The following is a 22,722-nucleotide window of genomic DNA, read 5'->3' as shown; positions in this document are numbered from 1 at the left end:
GCGGACGGCAGGAAACTCGTGCCAACAAAACCGCCCCGGCGTGCGTCAGAAAGGGAAGGAGCAGTTCTACGACAGGAAACCCGATGAGCACGCTGACCAGAGTCACCCTCGCCGACGCCGCCACCATGGGCCTCGACATCCCCGCCCAGGTGGTCGCATCCCCGCGGCTGACCCAGCGTCTTCCGGCGCTCTATCCCTGGGCGGTGCGGGCCCACCGGGTGCGCCGGCGGATCCAGTGGATGCGGTCGGACACTGCCTGGGCGACAGAGCGTCGCACGACGTCCCTGCCCGTGCGGGTGAAGAAGCATGCGTCCCTGTTGATGCGCGAGCTGTCCGAGGACGAGATGGTGCTCCAGCGCAACAAGGTGGTGAACCTGCGCCTGGCCAGCGCCCGGGTCGACGGCATCGTGATCCGCCCCGGCGAGTCGTTCTCGTTCAACAAGGCGGTCGGCAACTGCACCCGCAGCAAGGGGTACGTCGAGGGCATGCGGCTGTCCAACGGGGCGGCGGTGCCCGGTGTCGGTGGTGGGATCTGCCAGCTCGCCAACCTGCTGCACTGGATGTTCCTGCACTCACCGCTGACCGTCGTCGAACGCTCCGAGCACAGCTTCGACCCCTTCCCCGACAAGGGCCGGGTGCTGCCGTGGGGCGTGGGCTGCTCGATCGTCTACAACTACGTCGACCTCGTCGTCCGCAACGACACCGCGCACACCTTCCAGCTCAAGGCCTTCGTCGACGAGCGGCACCTGCGCGGCGAGCTGCTGGTCGACGAGCTGCCGGAGACGTCGTACAAGGTGGAGGCGCGCAACGAGGCCTTCCTGCGCCACGGCGGCGAGATCTTCCGCAAGAACGAGATCTGGCGGACCGTCATCTCGCGTCGCAACGGCAACGCGATCGGCGAGGAGCTGCTGAAGAAGAACTGCGCCCTGGTGAAGTACGAACCGGCCGACGGCCGCATCATCGACGTCGTCGCCTGACGGTGGGTCGAGTTCGCCTGACAGGGCCGACTCCGTTGATCGGCCGCGTGGGCCTTCCCGGCCGACCGTTACAGTCGCAGCCATGACCATCACGGCGAAGATTTTCGGGATCGACACCCATGTGGTGAACACACAGCGCGCGACCTTCTTCGTGCCGGCGTACGCCGCGCACCGTCCGGTCGCGCGCCGGATCGCCAACGGGAGGGTGGCCGAGCCGGATCTGCACAAGCTCGTGCGCACCGTGCTCGAGACGTACCCGGGCAGCATGGTGCATGCCGGAACGTTCTTCGGCGACATGCTGCCGTCGTTCTCCGCGAAGTGCCCCGGCACGGTCTACGCGTTCGAGCCGGTGCTCGAGAACTACCTGCTGGCCCGCGCCGTCACCGAGGTGAACAACCTCGACAACGTGGTGCTCTTCCACGCCGGGCTGGGCAGCGACCTGGGCGTGGCCACACTGAAGGTCGGTGACGAGACGCAGCACTTCGGCGGAGCCTCATACTTCCTCGAGGGCGAGGCGGACGCCTCGGCGCGCACCCAGACCACCTCGATCCTGAGCCTGGACCACCTGATGATCGAGGACCTCCGGCTGCTCCAGCTCGACGTCGAGGGCTTCGAGCTCCAGGTGCTCAACGGCGCCGCGAAGAGCATTGCCGCCTCGCGCCCGGTGATCGTGCTCGAGGACGGCAAGGCCAACTGCGGTGAGTTCCTCCGTGACCTCGGGTACGCCGGCTACGGCCGGGTCTCCAACAACTACCTCTACCTACTGCCCGAGCACGTCGAGGCGCTCGACTACGCCGACCGGAAGTCCGACTGAACCTTCAGGCGACGACGCTGCCGCGCAGCACGACCGCGGTCGGCTCGAACAGCACCGACAGGTCCTCCAGCGGGTTGCGCGGGTAGACCACGAAGTCGGCCGGCGCACCCTCGTCAAGGCCGCTGTTCCAGCCGAGCCAGCCGCGGGCCCGCCACGACGCGGCACCGAGCGCGTCCTCGGCGCTCAGCCCGATGCCGCGCATCGCGATCACCTCACCGGGCAGGTTGCCGTGACGGCTCACTCCCCCGCCGTCAGACCCGGCATAGAGCTGCACGCCGGCCTCCCGAGCGGCCATGATCGTGTCCGCGCGACGGTCGAACAGGTCGGTCATCGTGGCCGCATAGGCGGGGAACTTCGCCGCCCCTGCCTCGGCGTACGTCGGGAACTTGTCGAGCTGCATCACGGTCGGCACCAGTGCCGTGCCCTGGGCGGCCATCCGGTCGATCAGGTCCTCTGAGAGCCCGGTGCCGTGCTCGATGCAGTCGATGCCTGCGTCGATCAGGCCGGGAAGCACGGCGCTTCCGAAGCAGTGCGCGGTGACCTTCGCGCCGTGCTCGTGAGCGACCCTGATCGCCTCGGCGAACGTCTCGGCCGGAAAGCTCGGAGCCAGGTCGCCGGTCTCGCGCGAGATCCAGTCACCGACGAGCTTCACCCAGCCGTCGCCGCGCTGTGCCTCCTGGGCGACGTACGCCGGCAGGTCGAAGGGTTCGACCTCGTGGGCGTAGTTGCGGATGTAGCGCTTGGTGCGGGCGATGTGGCGTCCCGCCCGGATCAGCCGAGGCAGGTCGTCGCGGTCGTGGATCCAGGCGGTGTCCGCGGCCGAGCCGCAGTCACGGATCAGGAGGGCGCCGGCGTCGCGGTCGGCGATCGCCTGCTGCTCGGTCTCCTCGTCGCTGATGGCGCCGTCGTCGTCCAGCCCGAGGTGGCAGTGGGCGTCGACCAGGCCCGGCACGATCCATCCCTCTGCGGCGCTCTCGGCGCCGGCCTGCCGTTCGTAGGTGATCGTGCCGTCCACGACGTACAACTCGCGTGCCTCGCCGTCGGGCAGCACTGGTCCGGAGAACCTCAACGCAGTCATGCCCCCGACCGTACCGACTCCACCCGGTCGAGTGCCGTGGTGGTCGTTCAGGCGGCCACCTCAGCACTCGACCGCCCCCTCACGGGTCAGAGCTGGTCGAGCAGCCAGGAGGGCGACATCGCCATCGCCCCGGCGCCCTGCACGAGTGACTGGAGCATCCGGTCCGCGGTGATCACCGTGACCCGGTGGCCGGCCGTGATCGCCGCCCGTGTCTCGGCCACGATCGTGTCGTCGCCGGCCCCCTTGGCGTGCACCGTGCGGACGTGGCCGTCACGTCCCGCTCGGACGCCACCCTTCGCGCCGCCCTCGAGCACCAGCACGATCTCGTCGTACGACGTGTCGCCGACCATCAACTGGCCGTGCAGTCGGCGGGCCGCACCCGCACGGTCGTTCCACCAGCCGTCTGGCCTGGTGCCGACCACGTTGGCCGCGTCGACCACCAGCACGCGCCGGGGCTCAGGCATGTGGCAGCTCAGTCACGTCGGAACTCGGCCAGGTAGCGCACCGTGTCGCCGTCGGAGCCGGGCTGGTCCTCCAGCTGCACGAACTCGATGCCGTCGCGGGCGAAGGCATCGATCTCGTCACGGGTGAGCAGCCACGGCGGCCCCTCGTCAAGGTCACCACCCTCGGGCAGCAGCATGCCGATCACCAGGAGCACGCCACCCTGCGCGACCATGGACCGCACTGCTTCGGTGCCCCGCTCGCGCAGGGAGCGCGGCATCGCCTGGACGGTCATCGCCTCGACGACCAGGTCGAAGGCTCCGCTCCACTCGGCGGGAAGGTCGAGCAGGTCGGCCCGGCGTACGACGACCGATGTGTCGCCCAGTCGTTCGGCAGCAACGGCGACGGCGGTCGGTGAGATGTCGAAGGCCGTGGTCAGGAAGCCGCGATCGTCGAGAAGGAGCGCGTCGTGGCCGGGACCGGCGCCCACCACCATGGCGCGTGCCCCGGCGGACAGGTGCTGCGCGGACAGGCGTTCGCCGACCCACCACTCGAGCATCGGGTGCGGGCCACCGCGGTCCCACGGCACCACGGCCTCGCCGCGTTCTGCCGCGGCGTAGAGCTCCTCGAACCAGCGGTTCGGGTCGTCACCCTCGCCGGCGACTGCTGCGAGCCGGCGGGCGTCAGCGTCGGGATCTGAGGACATCGCAGGCCCGCGTCACTTCAGGAACTTGGAGAAGTCCTTGGGCAGCTCGAGGTTCTCGGCCGCGGTCTCGTAGTCGATGCCGCCGGGCGTGCCGAACGGGTTGCCGCCGGCCTTGGACTTCTCCTCGAGCTCCTTCTTCTGCTGCGCGGCCTTGGCCGGGTTGCCGGAGACGCGCTTCTTCTTGCCCTTCTGCGGCTTCTGCTTGCCCTTGCCTGCTCCGCCGCCCATGCCGGGGACGCCCGGCATGCCGGGCATGCCGCCGCCGCGGGCCATCTGCTGCATCATCTTCTTCGCCTCGAAGAAGCGGTCGACCAGCGTGTTGACGTCGGAGACCTGGGTGCCCGAACCCTTCGAGATGCGCAGCCGGCGCGAGCCGTCGATCATCTTCGGGTTCTCCCGCTCGCCCGGCGTCATCGAGTAGATGATCGCCTGGATGCGGTCGATCTCGCGCTCGTCGAAGTTGTCGAGCTGCTCACGGAACTGGCCCATCCCGGGCAGCATGCCCATGATCTTGGTCAGCGAGCCCATCTTGCGGATCTGCTGCATCTGGGCGAGGAAGTCGGTGAGCGTGAAGTCGCCGCCCTTGCCGGTGAGCTTCTCCGCGGCCTTGAGCGCCTCGTCCTGGTCGAAGGCCTTCTCGGCCTGCTCGATCAGGGTGAGCATGTCGCCCATGTCGAGGATGCGCGAGGCCATCCGGTCGGGGTGGAAGAGGTCGAAGTCGGTCATCTTCTCGCCGGCGGAGGCGAACATGACCGGCTTGCCGGTGATCGACGCGATCGACAGTGCCGCACCACCGCGGGCGTCACCGTCGAGCTTGGTGAGGACGACGCCGTCGTAGCCGACGCCCTCCTGGAAGGCCAGCGCGGTGTTGACGGCGTCCTGGCCGATCATCGCGTCGACGACGAAGAGCACCTCGTCGGGGGTCACCGCGTCGCGGATGTCGGAGGCCTGCTGCATCATCTCCGCGTCGACGCCGAGTCGACCGGCGGTGTCGACGATGACCACGTCGTACAGCTTGCGCCTGGCCTCCTCGATCGAGGCCTGGGCGACGGAGACCGGGTTGCCGACGCCGTTGCCGGGCTCGGGGGCGAACACGGGCACGCCGACGCGCTCACCGTTGACCTGGAGCTGGTTGACGGCGTTGGGGCGCTGGAGGTCGCAGGCGACCAGGAGCGGGGTCTTGTCCTGCTCCTTGAGCCACAGCGCCAGCTTCGCGGCCAGCGTCGTCTTGCCGGCACCCTGGAGGCCGGCCAGCATGATGACTGTCGGGCCGGACTTCGCGAACCGCAGGCGACGCGTCTCGCCGCCGAGGATGGTGACGAGCTCTTCGTTGACGATCTTGATGATCTGCTGCGCCGGGTTCAGTGCACCGCTGACCTCTTCGCCACGGGCCCGCTCCTTGACCGCGCCCACGAACTCCTTGACCACGGGCAGGGCGACGTCGGCCTCGAGCAGCGCGATGCGGATCTCGCGCGCGGTGGCGTCGATGTCGGCTTCGGAGAGCCGGCCCTTGCCACGGAGGTTCTTGAAGGTGTCGGCAAGCCGGTCGGAAAGTGTTGCGAACAAGTCGGGCATCCCCTGGGTAGCGGCAGGCGTGGATCAGTGGTCAAGGGTAACCGCCGGGCGCGACTGTCCGAAAAAGCCTGCCCCGCGGCGGCTCAGGGCCCGGTCGTCGTGAGCGCCGCGCGTACGGCGTGGGCGGCCTCCGCCGCGCGTACGTCGGTGAGCACCCCCGCCCCGGTCTCCTGCAGGTAGAACACGTCGATCGCCTGCGGACCGAGCGTGTCCACGTGCGCCGAGCGCACCGACACCCCGACCGCGGCCAGGGCGGAGCAGACGAGGTGGACCACGCCGGGCCGGTCGTCGGTGCGCACCTCGAGGACCGTGGCGCGCTCCGACGCCTCCGGGCGTACGACGACACTGGGCGCCAGACGCGTGGCCGTGGGCCGGGCCAGCTTGCGCGAGACGTCGATGCGTCCCTCGGCGATGCCCTGGATGCGTTGCCGCAGGACGGCGACGTCGAGGTGCTGGTCGGAGACCTCCCACTGCGAGACGCCGTACGCGTCCTGGGTCCAGGCCCGCGCCGCGTGCACCGACGTACGGTGCAGGGCCAGCATCGCCGCGGCGTCGGCGAGCAGTCCGACCCGGTCGCCGGAGACCACCGTCACCCGGCACCCGTCGGTGCCCGGCGTCACCGACACCGCGATGGCCGACGGATCGGCGACCACCTCCGCCGGCACGGGCACCTCCGGCTCGGGGAGGCGGGGGCGCGTCGTCCCCGTCTCGGCGGCCACCAGCGCGGAGTGGCAGCGACGCGCCAGTTGCCGGACCAGGCCGGCGCGCCAGGTCGACCAGGCCTTGCCCGAGGCTGCCCGGGCGTCCGCCTCGGTCAGCGCCAGGAGCAGCGAGAGCGCCTCGGCGGACGGAAGGTGCGAGACCACGACGTCGACCGTCGCCGGGTCGTCGGGGTCGCGCGTCGTCGCGGTCTCCGACAGCAGGAGGTGCCATCGCACCAGCGTCGCGATGAGGTCGACCTCGTCGGGCGCGAACCCGAACCGGGTGGCCACCTCGCGGGCGATCGGCTCCCCCGCCTGGCTGTGCTCGATGAGCCCGCCCTTGCCGATGTCGTGCAGCAACGCCGCCACCAGCAGCACGTCCGGGCGGGCCACGGTGCGGATCAGCGCGCCCGCCTCGATGCAGGTCTCCACCACGTGGCGGTCGACGGTGAAGCGGTGGATCGCCGACGCGTGCGGCAGTGACCGGATGCGCTCCCACTCGGGCAGGATCCGGGCGAGTGCGCCGGTCTGCTCGAGCGTCTCCCAGACGCCGAGGAGACCGCGGCCCGCGGCCAGCATCCGCACCAGAAGCTGCCTTGCCTCGGTCGGCCACGGCTCCGGCAGTGGCGGGCAGGCGCGGACAAGCCGCGCGGCAGTGGCGGGCGCCAGCACGATGTCGCGCTCGGCCGCCGCGGTGGCGGCCCGCAGCAGCAGGACCGGGTCCTTCTCCGGGCGGGCTCCCCTGTCGAGGACCACCTCGTTCTTGGAGACCGCGACACCGGGTGCGATCGGGTCGAGGTCCGGACGCCGGGCACCGACCGCGGCGGGGCGGGCCAGCACGGACTCGACCCGGCGCCAGGTCAGCCGTGAGATGTGCGTGATCCGGCGCCCCAGGTCGCGGACGACGACCTGCGCGGCGACCGTGTCGTCGAGGCCGAGCGGCTCCGGCAGCTGGGCCCAGATCTCCGGTGGGACGCGGTCGTTGCCCCGGCCGGCCAGGCCCTGGACCACGTCGCGTACGTCGAGCAGGTCCTGGCGGCAGCGTTCGAGCTCCACGTGGGGCGCGTCGACCAGCCACGTCGCCACCAGCGCCTTCATCACGGTGGCGTCGCGCAGGCCGCCCTGGGACTCCTTCAGGTCGGGCACGGAGGCATGGGCCAGCTCGCCCATCAGCGTGTGGCGCTGCACGACGAGCTTGTGCAGGTCGGGCAGCCGCGACTTCGCCTCCCGCCGCCACTGCGCCAGCATCGTCGTGCGCAGCCGCAGGGCCAGGTTGCTGTCACCGGCCAGGAACCGCACGTCCTGCATGCCCAGGGCGACGCGCAGGTCGTCGGAGGCCGCGTCCACGGTCTGCCCGAAGGACCTCACCGAGTGGTCGAGCTTGGCCGCCGAGTCCCACAGCGGGTACCAGATGGCCGTGGCCAGCTCACCGGGGTCGACGTCGTCATCGTGGACCAGCACCACGTCGAGGTCGGAGAACGGAGCCAGCTCTCCCCGGCCGTAGCCCCCGACGGCCACCAGGGCGACGCCCGTGTCGGGCCCATGGAGGTCGGCGTACGCCTTGGTGCAGAGTGCGTCGGCCGCCTCGGTGCGGGCCTGCCTGTCGGCGGCACTCATGAAGAGCCCTGCAAGAATGACGGCATGGAGATCCGGATCTGTGCCAACGGCCACCAGGTGCCGCAGGAGTTCCTCAAGGCCTGCCCGGCATGCGGTGCGTCGCTGGCCGGCGCCGAGTTCGTCGAGGTCGACGAGCTCGACGAACAGTCGACGGTCGCGACCCCGCGGGTGGCCGACGAGGATCCGATCGCGCCGGTGCCCGAGTTCATCAGCGGGCTCCCCTCCGGCCTGATCTTCGTCGTCCTCGGCATCGTGCTCGGGCTGATCGGCTGGCTGTCGGCGGTGGGCGCCGACGGGCGCGGCGTCGCCGCCGGGGCGAGCGTGCTGTTGCTGTGGGCTAGCGGCATCCTGACCTCGATCGGTGTCATCGCCATCGGCGTGAAGCTGGGCGTCGAAGACGCCCGCGGCGTCTGAGCCTCCTCAGATGGCCGCCTCGTCGCGGTCACCGGTGCGCACCCGCACGACGCTCTCGACGGGGCTGACCCAGACCTTGCCGTCACCGATCTTGCCCGTCGCGGCAGCCGACACGATCACGCCCGCGACGGTGTCCACGTCGTCGTCGTCGACCACGATCTCGAGACGCACCTTCGGCACCAGGGCGATGTCGTACTCCGCACCGCGGTAGACCTCGGTGTGGCCCTTCTGGCGCCCGTAGCCGCTGACCTCACTGACCGTCATGCCGGTGATGCCCACGGTCTCGAGGGCGGAGCGGACGTCCTCCCACTTGTGCGGCTTGATGACTGCGGTGATCAGCTTCATCGGTTCTCCTCGTTGTGGCTGGTGTCGTGCTGGGACGGATCGTGGTGGGTCAGGCCGGCCAGGAAGCCGTGGCCCGTGGTGCGAGCTCCCGCCGACGCGTGCAGGTCGTACGCCGACTCGGCGTGGACGACCAGGTCGATGCCGGTGATCTCATGCTCCTCGTCGACCCGGAAGCCCATCAGCTTGTGGACCAGGAGTCCAAGGATGCCCGAGACGACGAACGCGTAGACCAGCACGACTCCCCCGCCGAGCACCTGCTTGCCGAGCTGGTCGAAGCCGCCGCCGTAGAACAGTCCGTCGACGCCGCTCGGTGCCGCCGACGTACCGATCAGGCCGATGCCGAACGTGCCGACCAGGCCACCGACCATGTGCACGCCGACGACGTCGAGCGAGTCGTCGTACTTCCAGCGGTACTTCAGGCCGATCGCGCCGGAGCAGATGGCACCGGCGACCACGCCCATGGCGAGCGCACCCATCGGCGACACGGCGCCGCAGGACGGTGTGATGGCGACCAGGCCGGCCACCATTCCCGAGGCCGCGCCGAGAGAGGTGGCGTGGCCGTCACGGAACCGCTCGACGGCCAGCCAGCCCAGGGTTCCGGCGGCGCCGGCGAGCAGGGTGGCCACGAAGACCAGTGCTGCGTTCTGGTCGGCACCGAGCGCGGACCCGGCGTTGAACCCGAACCAGCCGAACCACAGCAGGCCGGCGCCGAGCATGACGAGGGTCAGGTTGTGCGGCCGCATCGAGTCCTTGCCGAACCCGACCCGCGGGCCCAGCACGAGGGCGAGGGCCAGGGCGGAGGCGCCGGAGCAGATCTCCACCGCCGTGCCGCCCGCGAAGTCGACCAGGCCGAGGCCGTTGAGCAGCCAGCCGCCCTCGTGGTCACCGGCGGAGAGGTCGAAGACCCAGTGCGCGATCGGCGCGTAGACCAGCACCGTCCACAGGGCGATGAAGACGATCCAGGCGCCGAAGCGGGCCCGGTCCGCGATCGCTCCGGAGACCAGGGCCCCGGTGATCACGCAGAACAGGCCCTGGAAGACGGCGAAGAGGATCAGCGGGTACGTCGAGTCGCCGTTCGCGCTCGGCTCCATCAGCTGCCCGAGCCCGGCGAACTGGCGCGGATCGCCGACCAGACCGGCACCGAGGTCGTCGCCGAACGCGATCGAGTAGCCGACCAGCACCCAGATCACGATGATCACGGCCAGGGAGCCGAAGGTCATCATCATCATGTTGAGCACGCTCTTGGAGCGGACCATGCCGCCGTAGAACAGGGCCAGGCCCGGTGCCATCAGGAGCACGAGGGCCGTGGCGACGAGCAGCCAGGCGGTGTCCCCGGTGTCGAGGCCCGGGGACGCGACGAGAGGTGAAGTCATGGGGCGAAACTGTGCTTCGCGGTCGTTACCGCCGAGGTCGTGTTGTGTTTCGCGCAGGTAACAAGTCCCGGCCTCCCCACGCCGTACGGCGCCCCGTCTGAATCAGACGGCCTGGAGGCCGGGACCAATGTCACGTCGGTCAGATCGCCGCTTCGTCGCGGTCGCCGGTGCGGACCCGCACGACCGTCTCGATCGGGCTGACCCAGACCTTTCCGTCACCGATCCGGCCGGTGGCGGCGGTCTTGACGACGATGCCCACGATGTCGTCGGCGTCTGCGTCGTCCACGACGATCTCGATGCGGATCTTGGGCACCAGGGCGATGTCGTACTCCGCGCCCCGGTAGACCTCGGTGTGGCCCTTCTGGCGGCCGTAGCCGCTGACCTCGCTGACGGTCATACCCGTCACGCCGAAGGTCTCGAGAGCCTCACGCACGTCTTCCCACTTGTGCGGCTTGATGACCGCGGTGACCAGCTTCATGCGTTGGCACCTTCCTTCTCCTTGAGGACGCCCGTGCTGGGCGTCAGGCCGCGGCGGGCACCCGACGTGCCGGCCAGGTCGTACGCCGACTCACCGTGCTCGTTGAAGTCGATGCCCTCGACCTCGTGGTCGTCGTGGACCCTCCAGCCCATCGTGTACTTGATGGCCAGGCCGATGATGAGCGTGGCGACGGCCGACCAGAGGATCGCGAAGCCGGCGCAGGCGAGCTGGACGGCGAGGAGCTTCCAGCTGCCGCCGTAGAGCAGGCCCTCGGGGATGGCCTCGGTGGCGGCTGTCGGCGCGGCGAGGAAGCCGATGCCGATCGTGCCGACGAGACCGCCGACGAGGTGGACACCGATGACGTCGAGCGAGTCGTCGTAGCCGAAGCGGTACTTCAGGCCGACCGCCATCGCGCAGAGCATGCCGGCGACGAGGCCCAGGCCGATGGAGCCGACCGGGGTCAGCGAACCACAGGCCGGGGTGATGGCGACGAGACCGGCGACGATGCCCGACGCGGCACCCAGCGAGGTGGCCTTGCCGTCACGGATCTTCTCCAGGAGCAGCCAGCCGAGCATTGCGGCACAGGTGGCCACCGTGGTGTTGATCCAGACCAGGCCGGTCTCGGTGGTGAACTGGGTGAGCATCGCCTCTTCCTCGGTCGAGCCGAAGACGATCGAGCCGACGTTGAAGCCGAACCAGCCGAACCACAGCAGGCCGGCACCGATCATGGTGAGGGTCAGGTTGTGCGGCTTCATCGGCTCCTTGCCGAAGCCGAGGCGCTTGCCGATCAGCAGCACCAGGACGAGCCCGGCGATACCGGCGTTGATGTGCACCACGGTGCCGCCGGCGTAGTCGATCGGCGCCACGTTGGGCAGACCGTCGGTGGTGCCGAACAGCATGCCGGCCAGGCCGTCGCCGTCGGCCCAGGTCAGGAAGCCGCCGCCCCACACCATGTGTGCGAGCGGGAAGTAGGAGAGCGTGACCCACAGCGGGACGAAGACCAGCCAGGCCGAGAACTTCACGCGGTCCGCGATGGCGCCGCTGATCAGCGCCGCGGTGATCACGGCGAAGGTCAGCTGGAACGCGACGAACACATAGTTGGCCGGGTCGAGGTTGCTGATCCCGAAGTTGTGGAACGGGTTGGCGAAGAGGCCGAGGATCTCCTTGCCGGTGTCGCCGTTCGCGTCGGCGTAGGAGTCGCCGTAGGACATGTTCCAGCCCCAGAGGACGTAGACGATGCCGACGACGCCCAGGGCCGCGAACGACATCATCATCATGTTGAGCACGGACTTCGAGCGGCTCATGCCGCCGTAGAACAGTGCCAGGCCGGGCGCGGTCATCAACAAGACCAGCGACGCCGACACCAGCATCCAGGTGTAGTAGCCGTCGTACACGGAACCTCCAGGGGTGGATCACGGAGTGGCGGGAGCCCCCACGCCGACGACGATGTCGGCACACTCTCCCGCTCAGTTGGTGAAACCTTCACCTCTGGAGATTTCGGCTTGCGCGTTGCTTCATTGCGCTCAGGAAACGAGTTCCCGCCGTGTGTTACTTCCGTGTGACGCGTTGCTCACACGGGGACGCCTCACCCGAGGAGGGCGTCGACGAATGCCTCGGGGTCGAACGGCGCCAGGTCGTCGGCGCCTTCGCCGAGGCCGACCAGCTTGACCGGGACGCCGAGCTCACGTTGCACGGCGACCACGATCCCGCCCTTGGCCGAACCGTCGAGCTTGGTCAGCACGATGCCGGTGACGTTGACGATCTCGGAGAAGACGCGGGCCTGGATCATGCCGTTCTGGCCGGTGGTGGCGTCGAGGACCAGCAGCACCTCGGTCACCGGCGCCTGCTTCTCGATCACCCGCTTCACCTTGCCGAGCTCATCCATGAGGCCGGCCTTGTTCTGCAGGCGGCCGGCGGTGTCGACCAGCACCACGTCGTAGTTCTCCTCGACGCCACGCTTGACCGACTCGAAGGCGACGCTGGCGGGGTCGGAGCCCTCGGGTCCGCGGACCACCGGCACGCCGACACGCTCGCCCCAGGTCGCGAGCTGCTCGACGGCGGCGGCACGGAACGTGTCCGCGGCGCCGAGCACGACCTTGCGGTCATCGGCGACGAGGATGCGGGAGATCTTGCCGACGGTCGTGGTCTTGCCGGCGCCGTTCACGCCGACCACGAGCACGACGCCGGGGAGCCCGTCCGCACCGGTGATGGCCAGGCGGCGGTCCATGGTCGGGTCGACCAGGTTGACCAGCTCCTCGCGCAGCACCTGGCGCGGCGTACCGGCCTCGTTCCCCTCGACGCGGAGCCGGGTGCGCAGCTTCTCGACCAGTTCCTGCGTCGGGACGACACCGATGTCGGCGGTGATGAGGGTGTCCTCGATGTCCTCCCAGGTGTCCTCGTCGAGGCGGTCCCGCGAGAGGAGGGCCAGCAGCCCCTTGCCCAGACCGCTCTGCGACCTGGAGAGACGCTGACGCAGCCGAACCAGTCGGCTGGCGGTGCCCTCGGGCTTCTCGAGAGCCGGGGCCGTCCCCGCGTCGACCGGAGCGGGCTCGACGGGAGCGGGCTCGGCCGTGGGCTCCTCGGTGGAGACCTCAGGCGGCGGCTCGACCGGCTTGTCGCGCGGCGGCGCGATGACGTCGGTGCCACCAGCGGGCGGCTTGGTCTTCGAGCGTCCACCGGAGAGCAGTCCGACGACGGCGAGGATGCCGACGACGGCGATGCCGATGATCAGGTAGAGCCAGTCACCCAGGAATTCCATGGGCCAATCCAATCAGACCCGCCGTGGGTCCCCTCGCGACGGTCAGCGCCGGGCGTCGGCGGCTTCCTCGTCGAGAGTGGGCATCGCGTCGACGCCCTTGCGCAGCGCCGTGCCGACCCACGGCACCGCGGGCAGGTCCTCTCCGCGGTGCGGGAAGGCGACGTAGAGCACGACCACTGCCGCGAGCAGCACGATCACGAGCATCATCAGCACGATGGCCAGCAAGCAGATCACCTCGGTGTTGGAAAGCGGACGTCACCAACATCGTGACACGGCAACGTCATCCTTCCCCCATTCCGACGCGCGGAACGTGTCACACCCCACGCCGTACGGCGCCCGCCGGCGACCCCACGACAGGTCATCACGAGCTGACGACAGGTCAGCGCAGCAGGGGCTCGACGGCAGCCCGGATCACGTCGGGCATCGGCACGACGGGCCGGTTGCCGGCGCCGTGCTCGTTGTCGACGTACACGTGCACGAAGCGGCCCTCGGCCGCGGCCTCGTCGGAGTCGCCCTGGAACAGCCCGATCCGGTAGATGATCGACGACGTGCCGACCTTGTCGACCACGAGTCCCATCTCGATCGGCTCCGGGAACCCGATCTCGCGGAAGTAGCGACAGCTCGTCTCCGCGACGACGCCGATCTGAGGCAGGAACCGCACGTTCGTGCCGGTCGCCTCCATGAGGTGCGCGTTGACGGCCGTGTCGAACAACTCGTAGTAGGTCGCGTTGTTCAGGTGGCCGTAGACGTCGTCGTCGCGCCACCGGGTGGTCACCGTGCGCCAGGCGACGTAGTCGGCGCGGGTCGGGCGGCTCTTCGCATCACTCACGCAGGGCACCCTATGCGGTGGACTCGTCTGCTCGGCACCCTGTTCGCCCCGGGTGACTTCGACCCGGCGCGCAAGCCCCGCGATGCCGCCTGACCACACCGAGTGAGGCGGCGCCGTTCATTTCGACATGCAGTTCACGCCACGAGTGCGTCCGCTGAGCGTGACGTGAGCATCGGGACGAGCGAACTGCCTGTCGAAATGCACGTCTAGCCCCTGGGACGGCCGCTCGTCGTCCGCTGACGGACCGCACCGGACCGTCCGACAGGTAACTCGCGGGCTGTGGGCCGGATCTGGGCGTGAGCCGCGCCCACACCCGCCTGCTCACCTGTCGTACGGTCCGCCAGCCTGGTCGCGCCGACCTGGCGCCGGCGGGCCGGTGAGTGCTCCCCGGTCGAACCCGACAGCCCACCGGGGGTGACGGCGGGCCGGTGCACGAGCCGGGCCCGATCAGGCGGGCCCGATCAGGCGGGCCCGGTCAGGCGGGCCCGGTCAGTCGGGCCCGGTCAGGCCGGCTCGGTCTCGCGCAGTCGCTGGCTGATCACCGCGGAGACACCGTCGCCGCGCATGGTCACGCCGTACAACGCGTCGCCGATCTCCATCGTGCGCTTCTGGTGCGTGATCACGAGCAGCTGGGAGTTCTCGCGGAGCTCCTCGTAGATCTCGAGCAGGCGACCGAGGTTGGTGTCGTCGAGCGCGGCCTCGACCTCGTCGAGGATGTAGAACGGCGAGGGCCGGGCCTTGAACAGCGAGACCAGGAACGCAACCGCGACGAGTGACCGCTCGCCACCGGAGAGCAGCGAGAGCCGCTTGACCTTCTTGCCGGCCGGACGGGCCTCGACCTCGATACCGGTGTTGAGCATGTCGCCCGGGTCGGTGAGCACGAGCTTGCCCTCGCCGCCGGGGAACAACCGCTTGAAGACGTGGTCGAAGGCGACCCGCACGTCCTCCCAGGCCTCGGTGAAGACCTGCTCGACCCGGCTGTCGACCTCGCGCACGATGTCGAGGAGGTCCTTGCGGGTCTTCTTGAGGTCCTCGAGCTGCTCGGTGAGGAACTTGTGCCGCTCCTCCATCGCGGAGAACTCCTCGAGCGCCAGCGGGTTGACCCGGCCCAGCATCGACAGGGCCCGCTCGGCGGCACGCAGCCGCTTGGTCTGCTCCTCGCGCACGAACGGGATTGGCTCGGGGGCCTCCTCGCCCTCGGGCACCTCACCGCTGAAGGCGATGAGGTTGTCGGGGCCGTACTCATTGGCCAGCGCCTCGGGGTCGAGGCCGAGCTCCTCGAGGGCGCGCTCCTCGAGCTGCTCGATGCGCATGCGCTGCTGGGTGCGGGCCATCTCGTCGCGGTGGACGGAGTTGACCAGCTCGTCGTGCTCACGGTCGAGGTCACGCAGGCGGGTGCGGGTGGCCATCAGCTCCTGCTCACGACCGGCACGCGACTGCTCGACCGACGTACGCGCTTCGGCAGCGGTGGTGACGGAGCCCTCGAGGCGCTCGAGCACGATGCCGACACCGGTGCTCACCGCCTGAGCGGCCTTGCCCTCGCGGATCAGTCGTTCGCGTCGTTCGGCGGCACGGGCCCTGGCTTCGCGTTCCTGGCGGGCGGCACGCAGCAGGCCGTCGGCGCGACCGTGCAGGGCCCGGGCGCGCTCCTCGGAGGTGCGCAGCGCGAGCCGGGCGTCCATCTCGGCCTGGCGGGAGGCCCGGGCCGACTCGATCAGCTGTTCGCGGACGCTGGTGTCGGGCTCCTCCTCGGGTGCCTCTTCGGCGGAGGCGAGGCGCGTCTCGAGCTCGGCGAGCCCGGCGAGGTCCTTCTCGCGCGCCTCCTGGGCCTTCGTGATGGCGGTCGTGAGGCGCTCGGCCTCGCCCCGCGCGGACCTGGCCTGCGAGCCGTACTGGCCGAGCTCCTCGGCCACGGCGGCCAAGGTCGCGTCGGACTCGTGCAGCTTGGCCAGCGCCACGTCGACCCGCTTCTGGGCGTCGAGCCGCTCGGTCTCCATGCGCGAGGTCTCGAACATCAGTCGCTCCGAGGACGCCGCGGCCTCCTCGAGCGCCTGGGCGGCCTCGTCGACCGCGGCCTGGATCTCGATCAGGGACTGCTGCTTGGCCGAGCCACCGGAGGCGAAGTGGGCGCCCAGCAGGTCGCCTTCACGGGTGACCGCGGTGACGTCGGACATCGAGTCGACCAGGGCACGCGCGGAGTCGAGGTCGTGGACCACGGCCACCTTGAAGAGCAGCCGGGTCAGCGCCGGGCGCAGGTCGGCAGGGCACTCCACGACGTCCACGGCGTACGCCGCACTGCCGGGCAGCCCGGGCCAGTCGGCATCGGCCTCGGGGCCACCGCCGAGCAGCAGTCCGGCCCGACCGAGGTCGTCGCCCTTGAGGTGGGTGATCGCGTCGATGGCGGCGTCGGGGCCGGCCACGGCGACCGCGTCGGCGGCCGACCCGAGGGCCCCCGCGATCGCGGTCTCGTAGCCGGGCCTGACGGTCAGCAGGGCGGCCACCGAACCGAGCAGGCCGGAGACGGAGTCCGAGGCGGCCAGCAGCGCACCGGCGCCGTCCTTGCGGGTCAGCCCCATCTCGAGGGCTTCCTTGCGGGCAATCAGTGCCGAGCGCTCCCGGTCGGCAAGGGTGGCCTCGTCGCGCGCCTTCGCGAGTCGTTCCTCGAGGTCGTCGAGCAGGCCGACCGCGGCCTCGTGCTCGGCGTCGAGCCCCTCCTCGCCGGCGTCGAGGCCGGCCACTTTGGTCTCGAGGGCGGTGAAGTCGCGCTGGGCGCGGTCGGCACGGGCGGTGGCCTCCTCGTGGGCGACGGTGAGTCGGCCGATCTCCTCGTCTGCTGCGGCTGCGCGCGACTTGAGCGCGTTGACCTGGCCGTGCAGGCGGGCCAGTCCTTCGCGTCGGTCGGCCGCGGCTCGCTGCAACCCGGCGACTCGACGCTCCTCCTCGGCCGCGGCGTCCTCGGCCGCCTTGCGGGCGGTGACCGCGTCGCTCATCGCCGTGCGCTGGTTCTCCAGCTCGACGTTGATCTGCTTCTCCTGCTCCCCCACCCGGGCCGCCTCGGCCTCGAGCTGATCAGGGTCGCGGCCGCCCTGCTGGGTCGGCTCGTCGGCCGTGCCGGCCGCGTTGCGGACCCGCTCGTTCGCCAGCGACTGCGTGCCGCGCAGGCGCTCGCGGAGCCCGGACAGGGCGAACCAGGTCTCCTGCGCCTTCGCCAGGGCGGGCAGGTCCTCGCGCAGGGCTGCCTCGAGGGTGGCCTCCTGCTCACGGATCGCGGCGATGTCCTTCTCGACCTGTGCGCGCCGCTGGAGCAGCACCGACTCGTCGGCCATCTCCTGCTCGAGCGCCGTACGTGCGGTGACGAGGTCGTCGGCCAGCAGCCGGGCCCGGGCATCGCGCACGTCGGCCTGCACGGTGGCCGCCTTGCGGGCCACCTCGGCCTGTCGACCCAGGGGCTTGAGCTGGCGGCGGATCTCGCTGAGCAGGTCACCGAGGCGGTGCAGGTTGCCCTCGGTGGAGTCGAGCTTGCGGAGCGCCTTCTCCTTGCGCTTGCGGTGCTTGAGGACCCCGGCGGCCTCCTCGATGAAGCCGCGCCGTTCCTCGGGAGTGGCGTGCAGGATCTGGTCGAGCTGCCCCTGCCCGACGATCACGTGCATCTCGCGGCCGATGCCGGAGTCGGACAACAGCTCCTGTACGTCGAGCAGCCGGCAGGTGTTGCCGTTGATGGCGTACTCGGAGCCGCCGTTGCGGAACATGGTGCGGCTGATCGTGACCTCGGCGTACTCGATCGGCAGGGCGCCGTCGGCGTTGTCGATGGTCAGCTGCACCTCGGCCCGACCAAGGGGCGGGCGACCGGAGGTGCCGGCGAAGATGACGTCCTCCATCTTGCCGCCGCGCAGCGACTTTGCACCCTGCTCCCCCATCACCCAGGCCAGCGCGTCGACGACGTTGGACTTGCCGGAGCCGTTGGGCCCCACGATGCAGGTGATCCCGGGCTCGAGCTGCAGGGTCGTGGAGGACGCGAAGGACTTGAAGCCCTTGAGCGTCAGGCTCTTGAGGTACAACGTGCGACTCCTCGCAGCGGCGGTCAGGTCAGCTTCACAGGTCAGCTTCAACATGTCGCTGAACGACGAAATCATTGCAGGCGCCGTGGGGAAGGGTCAGCACGGCCGAGATTACACGCCGACAACCCCGAATCGCGGTATCCCGGGACCTCAGTCCTCAGCCGCCACAAGCGCCTCGTCGGCGTGCGCGATGTGCGGCATCTGCCGCCAGATCAGCACCACCAGCAGGGCCGAGCCGACGAACGCGAACCAGAACGGCGCGACGATCCCCCAGGTGCCTGCGATCACACCGCCGAGGGCAGTGCCGATCACCATGGATCCGAAGACCCCGACCAGGTAGACGCTGCCGACGCGTCCCTGGAACTCGGTGGGTACCGCACGCATCCGCACCGTGCGCGACGTCGTACCCCACACGAAGGCGTGGGCGCCGAAGACGAACATGATCACGATGGCGCCGAGTCCGGAGCGGTTCAGCGCCAGCGCCAGGTGGGTGAAGGTCTCGATGATCAGCCCCACCCGCATGATGTTGCCCAGGGAGAAGTGCCGCTCGAGCCAGTCGTAGGACCCGATGGCGACCATGCCGCCGATCGCGCCGGCGGTGGTGAGCAGGCCGAAGCCCACCTCCCCCATGTCGAGGGTCTTGAGCGAGTAGAGCACCAGCACCGACCAGGCCGCGCCGAAGGTGATGTTGAACGCCACGATGGTCAGCGTCAGGGTGCGTACGGCGGGGTGACGCCAGGTCCAACGCAGCCCCTCGAGGATGTCGTGACGCACCCGCTTCGGCTCCTCCGGCGCGGGCACCGCAGGCAGTCGCATCTTCGCGATCAGGGCAGCACCGAGGAGCACGCACACGGCCTGGGCGACGAACGGCCAGGCCATGCCTGCCGCGAACAGTGCGGCGCCGACCGGCGGACCGAGCATCTGGTTGACCGTGACGAACCCTGCGGTGAGACGGGCGTTGGCGATGCCGAGGTCACGCTTGGCCACCACCATCGGCAGCAGCGTCGACGACGTGGTGTCGGCGAACACCTCGGCGGTGCCGAAGAGGAAGAGCACGACCAGCACCAGGCCGATGTTGACCACTCCGGTGGCCAGCGCGAGCACCAGGATCCCGAGCACCACGGCCCGCATGACGTCCACCGCGACGACGACGACCAAGCGGTCGAGTCGGTCGGCCACCACCCCGGCGTACAACCCGAAGAGCAGCCACGGCAGCCGCTGCAGCAGCGCGCCCATCGCAACCAGGAACGGGTCGTGGGTCTGCGATGCGATCAGCAGCGGCCCCGCGGCGAGGGCGATCCCGTCGCCCACCTGGCTCACCCACGAGGAGCCGAGCAGCCATCTGAAGTCGCGTCCGAGCCGCGGAGGCATGACTGCATCGAGAATTCGGCTCACAAGGTCGTCACGCTAATGGGCGAGCACCGTCCGCGTCACTTCGATAACGTAGCCAGATCTCGGGATTGGCACAGGGGCGGACTCCGCTCGTCGAACCCGGGAACGGTGCGCGACGGAGGACGTCATGGAGTTCCGGATCCTGGGCACGGTGGGTGTGCTCGACGACGGTGTCGAGATCGCCCCCGGCGGAGCGCTCGGACGAGCGTTCCTGGCGATGTTGCTGCTGCGTGCCAACGAGCCGGTCCCCCTCGACACCCTTGCCGATGCCCTGTGGCCCGGCCATCCCGTCGACCGTGCCGAACAACGCCTCCAGGTGCACGCCTCGCGGTTGCGCACGCTGATGGGCGATGCCACTCGTCTGGTGTTCGACCAGTCCGGCTATCGACTCCGCGTCGAGCCCGGCGAGCTCGACTCCGACCGGTTCGAAGGCTTGGCTGCCGAAGCGGAGAACGCGCTCGCGACAGACCCGAGTCGTTGCGCGGCCCTCGCCCGGGAAGGACTGGACCTGTGGCGGGGCGCGGCCTACGCCGGCCTCGACGTACCACCCCTGAGGGCAGACTCCCAGCGGCTCACCGGCCTGCAGGAGTCGCTGACCGAGCTCCTGTACGACGCCCGGCTGACCACCGACCGTCCTGCGGGGCTGGTCTCGGAGCTGAGCGACCTCGTGCGTCGACATCCGGTCCGCGAGCGCTTCACCGCCCAGCTGATGACCGCGCTCTACCTGTCAGGTCGACAGGCCGAGGCACTGGAGGCCTACCGCAGCACCCGTACCCACCTGATCGACGAGCTGGGGGTCGAGCCGGGCCCGGAGCTCCGCGACCTCGAGGCGACGATCCTGGCCGGCGAGTCCATGACCGGACCGGCCACGTCGTCGGCGCCGGTCCCGCGGATGCTCCCGTTCCGGCCGTCGCGCCTCGTCGGTCGCGACGAGGAGTTTGCCCGGCTCGACGAGCTGTTCGACGGCGACGCGCAGTCGAGCCTGGTCGTCCTGACCGGGACAGCAGGTGTGGGCAAGACGGCAACGGCACTGCACTGGGCCCACAGCGCCGCCGACGACTACCCCGACGGGCAGCTGTACGTCGACCTGCGCGGCTACGGGCCCGATGAACCGGTCGATCCGGGAGATGCCCTGTCGGGCTTCCTCGCCGCACTGGAGCCGTCGAGCGGGCTACCCGCCGACGGGCGTGGAGCCCGGTTCCGCAGCCTCGTTGCGGACCGTCGCATGTTGGTCATCCTCGACAACGCCCACTCCTCCGACCAGGTGCGGCCACTTCTCCCCGGCAACCCGGACTGCGCCGTGCTGGTGACCAGCCGGGACTCCCTGCCGGGCCTCGGTGCCCGCGAGGGCGCCGTCCGGATCGACCTGGGAGTCCTCAGCAGCGACGACGCGGTGGGGCTGCTCGCAGACATGCTCGGCCCTCGTTCGCAGCCCGACGTCGAGTCCCTGCGCACGCTGGCAAACCAGTGCGCGCGGCTTCCGCTCGGACTCCGGGTTGCCGCGGAGCTCGGCCGGGCCAGACCACTCGCGAGCGTCGCCGACCTGGTCGAGGAGCTCGCCGACGAGGGTGACCGGCTCGACGTGCTCGATCTTCCCGACGACCGGACGAGTGCCCTGCGGCCGGTCTTCGGGGCGTCGTACCAGCACCTCGGCGCGGGCGCGGCGACCCTGTTCCGCAGGACCGGACTGCACCCCGGCCATGACGCGGACGTGTTCGCCCTCGCCGCGCTATGCGGTGAGTCCGTGCGCACGACGCGTCGCCATCTCGACGAGCTGCTGAGGGCCAACCTCATCGAGGAGCGCGAGGCCCGCCGCTACCGGTCCCACGACCTGCTGCGCGCATACGCCCGCGAACTGGCCGAGTCGATCGACGAGACCGCCACTCGTGAGGCGGCCCAGCACCGCCTCCTCGACCACTACCTGGCCGCCGCCAAGGCAGCAGTCGACGTCTGGGCGCCGTACGACCGCGACCGGCGTCCCGACGTCACGGTCGATGAGTCGATCGACCTTCCGGGTCTCGAGTCGGAGGCGACCGCTCTCGGCTGGCTCGATCGTGAATACCCCAACCTGCTCGCGGCCGCGCAGGTCGCCGATCGGATCGACCACTACGACTACCTGCGCAAGCTGCCCGTGCTGCTGTGGCGCTACGTCGCGTCCACGGGAAGGTCGGCGCAGGCACCTCGCCTGTACGACGCCGCCCTTGCCGCCGCTCGCCGACACCACGACCGCAAGGCAGAGGGCGATGCCCTGCGCCTCCTCGCCCTCGCCCTCTTCTCCCTGGGTGAGATGGACGAGTGCCGTCGCCACTACGAGCTCGCCCTGACGATCCACGAGGAACGGGGCGAGCACGTGGCGGTGAGCACCGTCCACAACGGGCTCGCCGGCGTTCACTTCGTCGAGTTCCGGCCGGGAGAGGCCACGCGAGAGCTCGAGCTCTCGCTGGCCGCGAGCAAACGCGCCGGTCACGAGAACAGCCTCGAGTCGGTGCACGTCAACCTCGGTCTCGTCCAGCACCAGCTCGGCCGCCTCGACCAGGCCGAAGAGCACGCCACCCGCTCGCTCGAGCTCGCCGAGGCGAGCGGGGACCGGCCGGTGATCGCCGAAGCGCTGGTCCTGCTGGCGGCGTTGCTTCGCGACAAGGGCGATCCCGTCGGATCCCTGGCGGCACTGGAGCGCGCGCAGGTGTTCGTCCGCGACAGTGGTGTGCGCGCCAAGGAAGCCGACATCCTCTGCGAGATGGCCCGGGCCCACCGCGAACTCGGCGCCCTCGAGAAGTCACGCAGGTGCGACGAGGAGGCCCTGGAGGCGGCCACCAGGGTCACGGACCACGAACTGATGGCGCGTGCCCGCAACGGGCTGGTGCTCGTGCAGCGCCAGCTCGGCAACCCGCTCGATGCCGTCCGCCATCACCGGGCAGCCCTGGGCATGGCCCGGGAGCATTCAATGCTCTTCGAAGAGGCACAGAGCCTCACGTTCCTCGGCGACGCGCTGTCCGACGCCGGACGCGTCGAGGACGGCAACGAGGCCTGGCGGGCCGCCGATGACCTGTACCGCAAGGTCGACGTCGAGATTCCCGAGGCGGAGCGGGTGCGCTCACGCCTCGAACAAGGCGTGCCACCTCTTCCGGGCGCGACTCAGGGGTGACGCCGTCGCAGCGTCATCAAG

Annotated in this window: 18 protein-coding genes; 4 read left to right on the top strand and 14 right to left on the bottom strand. The window is 70.1% G+C overall.

Features of this window, described 5'->3' with window-relative positions; all coding sequences use genetic code 11:
- Window positions 1-83: 83 nt before the first annotated feature.
- Together ASD30_RS02175 and ASD30_RS02170 are read left to right on the top strand one after the other, a co-directional pair.
- Window positions 84-977 (top strand): VanW family protein, encoded by an 894-nt coding sequence (locus ASD30_RS02175; RefSeq protein ID WP_235532478.1) that lies wholly within the window; start codon window positions 84-86, stop codon window positions 975-977.
- A gap of 82 nt (window positions 978-1,059) precedes the next feature.
- Window positions 1,060-1,791 (top strand): FkbM family methyltransferase, encoded by a 732-nt coding sequence (locus ASD30_RS02170; protein ID WP_056676317.1) that lies wholly within the window; start codon window positions 1,060-1,062, stop codon window positions 1,789-1,791.
- Window positions 1,792-1,795: 4 nt separating this feature from the next.
- Here the strand turns inward: ASD30_RS02170 and ASD30_RS02165 are convergent, their stop codons facing one another.
- The 5 genes from ASD30_RS02165 to ASD30_RS02145 all read right to left on the bottom strand — a co-directional run bounded on the left by ASD30_RS02165 (window position 1,796) and on the right by ASD30_RS02145 (window position 7,909).
- A complete protein-coding gene (locus ASD30_RS02165) occupies window positions 1,796-2,869 on the bottom strand; it encodes an amidohydrolase family protein (protein ID WP_056676314.1) in 1,074 nt (357 codons plus the stop codon).
- An 86-nt stretch (window positions 2,870-2,955) separates the two neighbouring features.
- The gene (locus ASD30_RS02160; protein ID WP_056676311.1) at window positions 2,956-3,333 is read right to left on the bottom strand and encodes an NYN domain-containing protein; all 378 of its coding nucleotides are present in this window, start codon (window positions 3,331-3,333) and stop codon (window positions 2,956-2,958) included.
- Window positions 3,334-3,341: 8 nt separating this feature from the next.
- Entirely contained in the window at window positions 3,342-4,016 is a 675-nt protein-coding gene (locus ASD30_RS02155) for a class I SAM-dependent methyltransferase (protein WP_056676308.1), read from the bottom strand.
- 12 nt (window positions 4,017-4,028) lie between these two features.
- Complete coding sequence (ffh, locus tag ASD30_RS02150; RefSeq protein ID WP_056679126.1) at window positions 4,029-5,582, bottom strand: signal recognition particle protein; 1,554 nt, start codon at window positions 5,580-5,582, stop codon at window positions 4,029-4,031.
- A 92-nt stretch (window positions 5,583-5,674) separates the two neighbouring features.
- The gene (locus ASD30_RS02145; RefSeq protein ID WP_056676305.1) at window positions 5,675-7,909 is read right to left on the bottom strand and encodes a [protein-PII] uridylyltransferase; all 2,235 of its coding nucleotides are present in this window, start codon (window positions 7,907-7,909) and stop codon (window positions 5,675-5,677) included.
- Window positions 7,910-7,933: 24 nt separating this feature from the next.
- Here ASD30_RS02145 and ASD30_RS02140 point away from each other — a divergent pair, with 24 nt between their 5' ends.
- Window positions 7,934-8,323 carry a hypothetical protein gene (locus ASD30_RS02140; protein ID WP_056676302.1) on the top strand — a complete coding sequence of 130 codons (390 nt, stop codon included), beginning with the start codon at window positions 7,934-7,936 and terminating at the stop codon, window positions 8,321-8,323.
- 6 nt (window positions 8,324-8,329) lie between these two features.
- Here the strand turns inward: ASD30_RS02140 and ASD30_RS02135 are convergent, their stop codons facing one another.
- From ASD30_RS02135 to ASD30_RS02095, 9 genes are all read right to left on the bottom strand, one after another.
- Window positions 8,330-8,668 carry a P-II family nitrogen regulator gene (locus ASD30_RS02135; protein WP_056676300.1) on the bottom strand — a complete coding sequence of 113 codons (339 nt, stop codon included), beginning with the start codon at window positions 8,666-8,668 and terminating at the stop codon, window positions 8,330-8,332.
- The gene (locus ASD30_RS02130) at window positions 8,665-10,041 is read right to left on the bottom strand and encodes an ammonium transporter (RefSeq protein WP_056676296.1); all 1,377 of its coding nucleotides are present in this window, start codon (window positions 10,039-10,041) and stop codon (window positions 8,665-8,667) included. The genes ASD30_RS02135 and ASD30_RS02130 overlap by 4 nt, the downstream gene beginning before the upstream one ends.
- A gap of 139 nt (window positions 10,042-10,180) precedes the next feature.
- Window positions 10,181-10,519 (bottom strand): P-II family nitrogen regulator, encoded by a 339-nt coding sequence (locus ASD30_RS02125; RefSeq protein ID WP_056676294.1) that lies wholly within the window; start codon window positions 10,517-10,519, stop codon window positions 10,181-10,183.
- Entirely contained in the window at window positions 10,516-11,913 is a 1,398-nt protein-coding gene (locus ASD30_RS02120) for an ammonium transporter (RefSeq protein ID WP_235530017.1), read from the bottom strand. Before ASD30_RS02120 ends, ASD30_RS02125 begins: the two co-directional genes overlap by 4 nt.
- A gap of 191 nt (window positions 11,914-12,104) precedes the next feature.
- Window positions 12,105-13,277 (bottom strand): signal recognition particle-docking protein FtsY, encoded by a 1,173-nt coding sequence (gene ftsY / locus ASD30_RS02115; RefSeq protein WP_056676292.1) that lies wholly within the window; start codon window positions 13,275-13,277, stop codon window positions 12,105-12,107.
- 42 nt (window positions 13,278-13,319) lie between these two features.
- Window positions 13,320-13,502 carry a hypothetical protein gene (locus ASD30_RS02110; protein ID WP_156388612.1) on the bottom strand — a complete coding sequence of 61 codons (183 nt, stop codon included), beginning with the start codon at window positions 13,500-13,502 and terminating at the stop codon, window positions 13,320-13,322.
- Window positions 13,503-13,656: 154 nt separating this feature from the next.
- The gene (locus ASD30_RS02105; RefSeq protein WP_056676281.1) at window positions 13,657-14,106 is read right to left on the bottom strand and encodes an acyl-CoA thioesterase; all 450 of its coding nucleotides are present in this window, start codon (window positions 14,104-14,106) and stop codon (window positions 13,657-13,659) included.
- Between the two features lie 503 nt (window positions 14,107-14,609).
- Window positions 14,610-18,164: a chromosome segregation protein SMC gene (gene smc / locus ASD30_RS02100; RefSeq protein ID WP_056679119.1), complete on the bottom strand. Its 3,555-nt coding sequence runs from the start codon at window positions 18,162-18,164 to the stop codon at window positions 14,610-14,612.
- A 150-nt stretch (window positions 18,165-18,314) separates the two neighbouring features.
- Window positions 18,315-19,535, bottom strand: coding sequence for an MFS transporter (locus ASD30_RS02095; protein ID WP_056676278.1), 1,221 nt, complete (start codon window positions 19,533-19,535; stop codon window positions 18,315-18,317).
- A 148-nt stretch (window positions 19,536-19,683) separates the two neighbouring features.
- Here ASD30_RS02095 and ASD30_RS02090 point away from each other — a divergent pair, with 148 nt between their 5' ends.
- Window positions 19,684-22,701 carry an AfsR/SARP family transcriptional regulator gene (locus ASD30_RS02090; RefSeq protein ID WP_056676275.1) on the top strand — a complete coding sequence of 1,006 codons (3,018 nt, stop codon included), beginning with the start codon at window positions 19,684-19,686 and terminating at the stop codon, window positions 22,699-22,701.
- Window positions 22,702-22,722: the final 21 nt, after the last annotated feature.

The sequence above is a fragment of the Nocardioides sp. Root140 genome, assembly GCF_001426745.1.
GTDB lineage: Bacteria > Actinomycetota > Actinomycetes > Propionibacteriales > Nocardioidaceae > Nocardioides.
The sequence above is the reverse complement of the archived record's forward strand: the minus strand, read 5'-3'. Positions and strand labels throughout refer to the sequence as shown.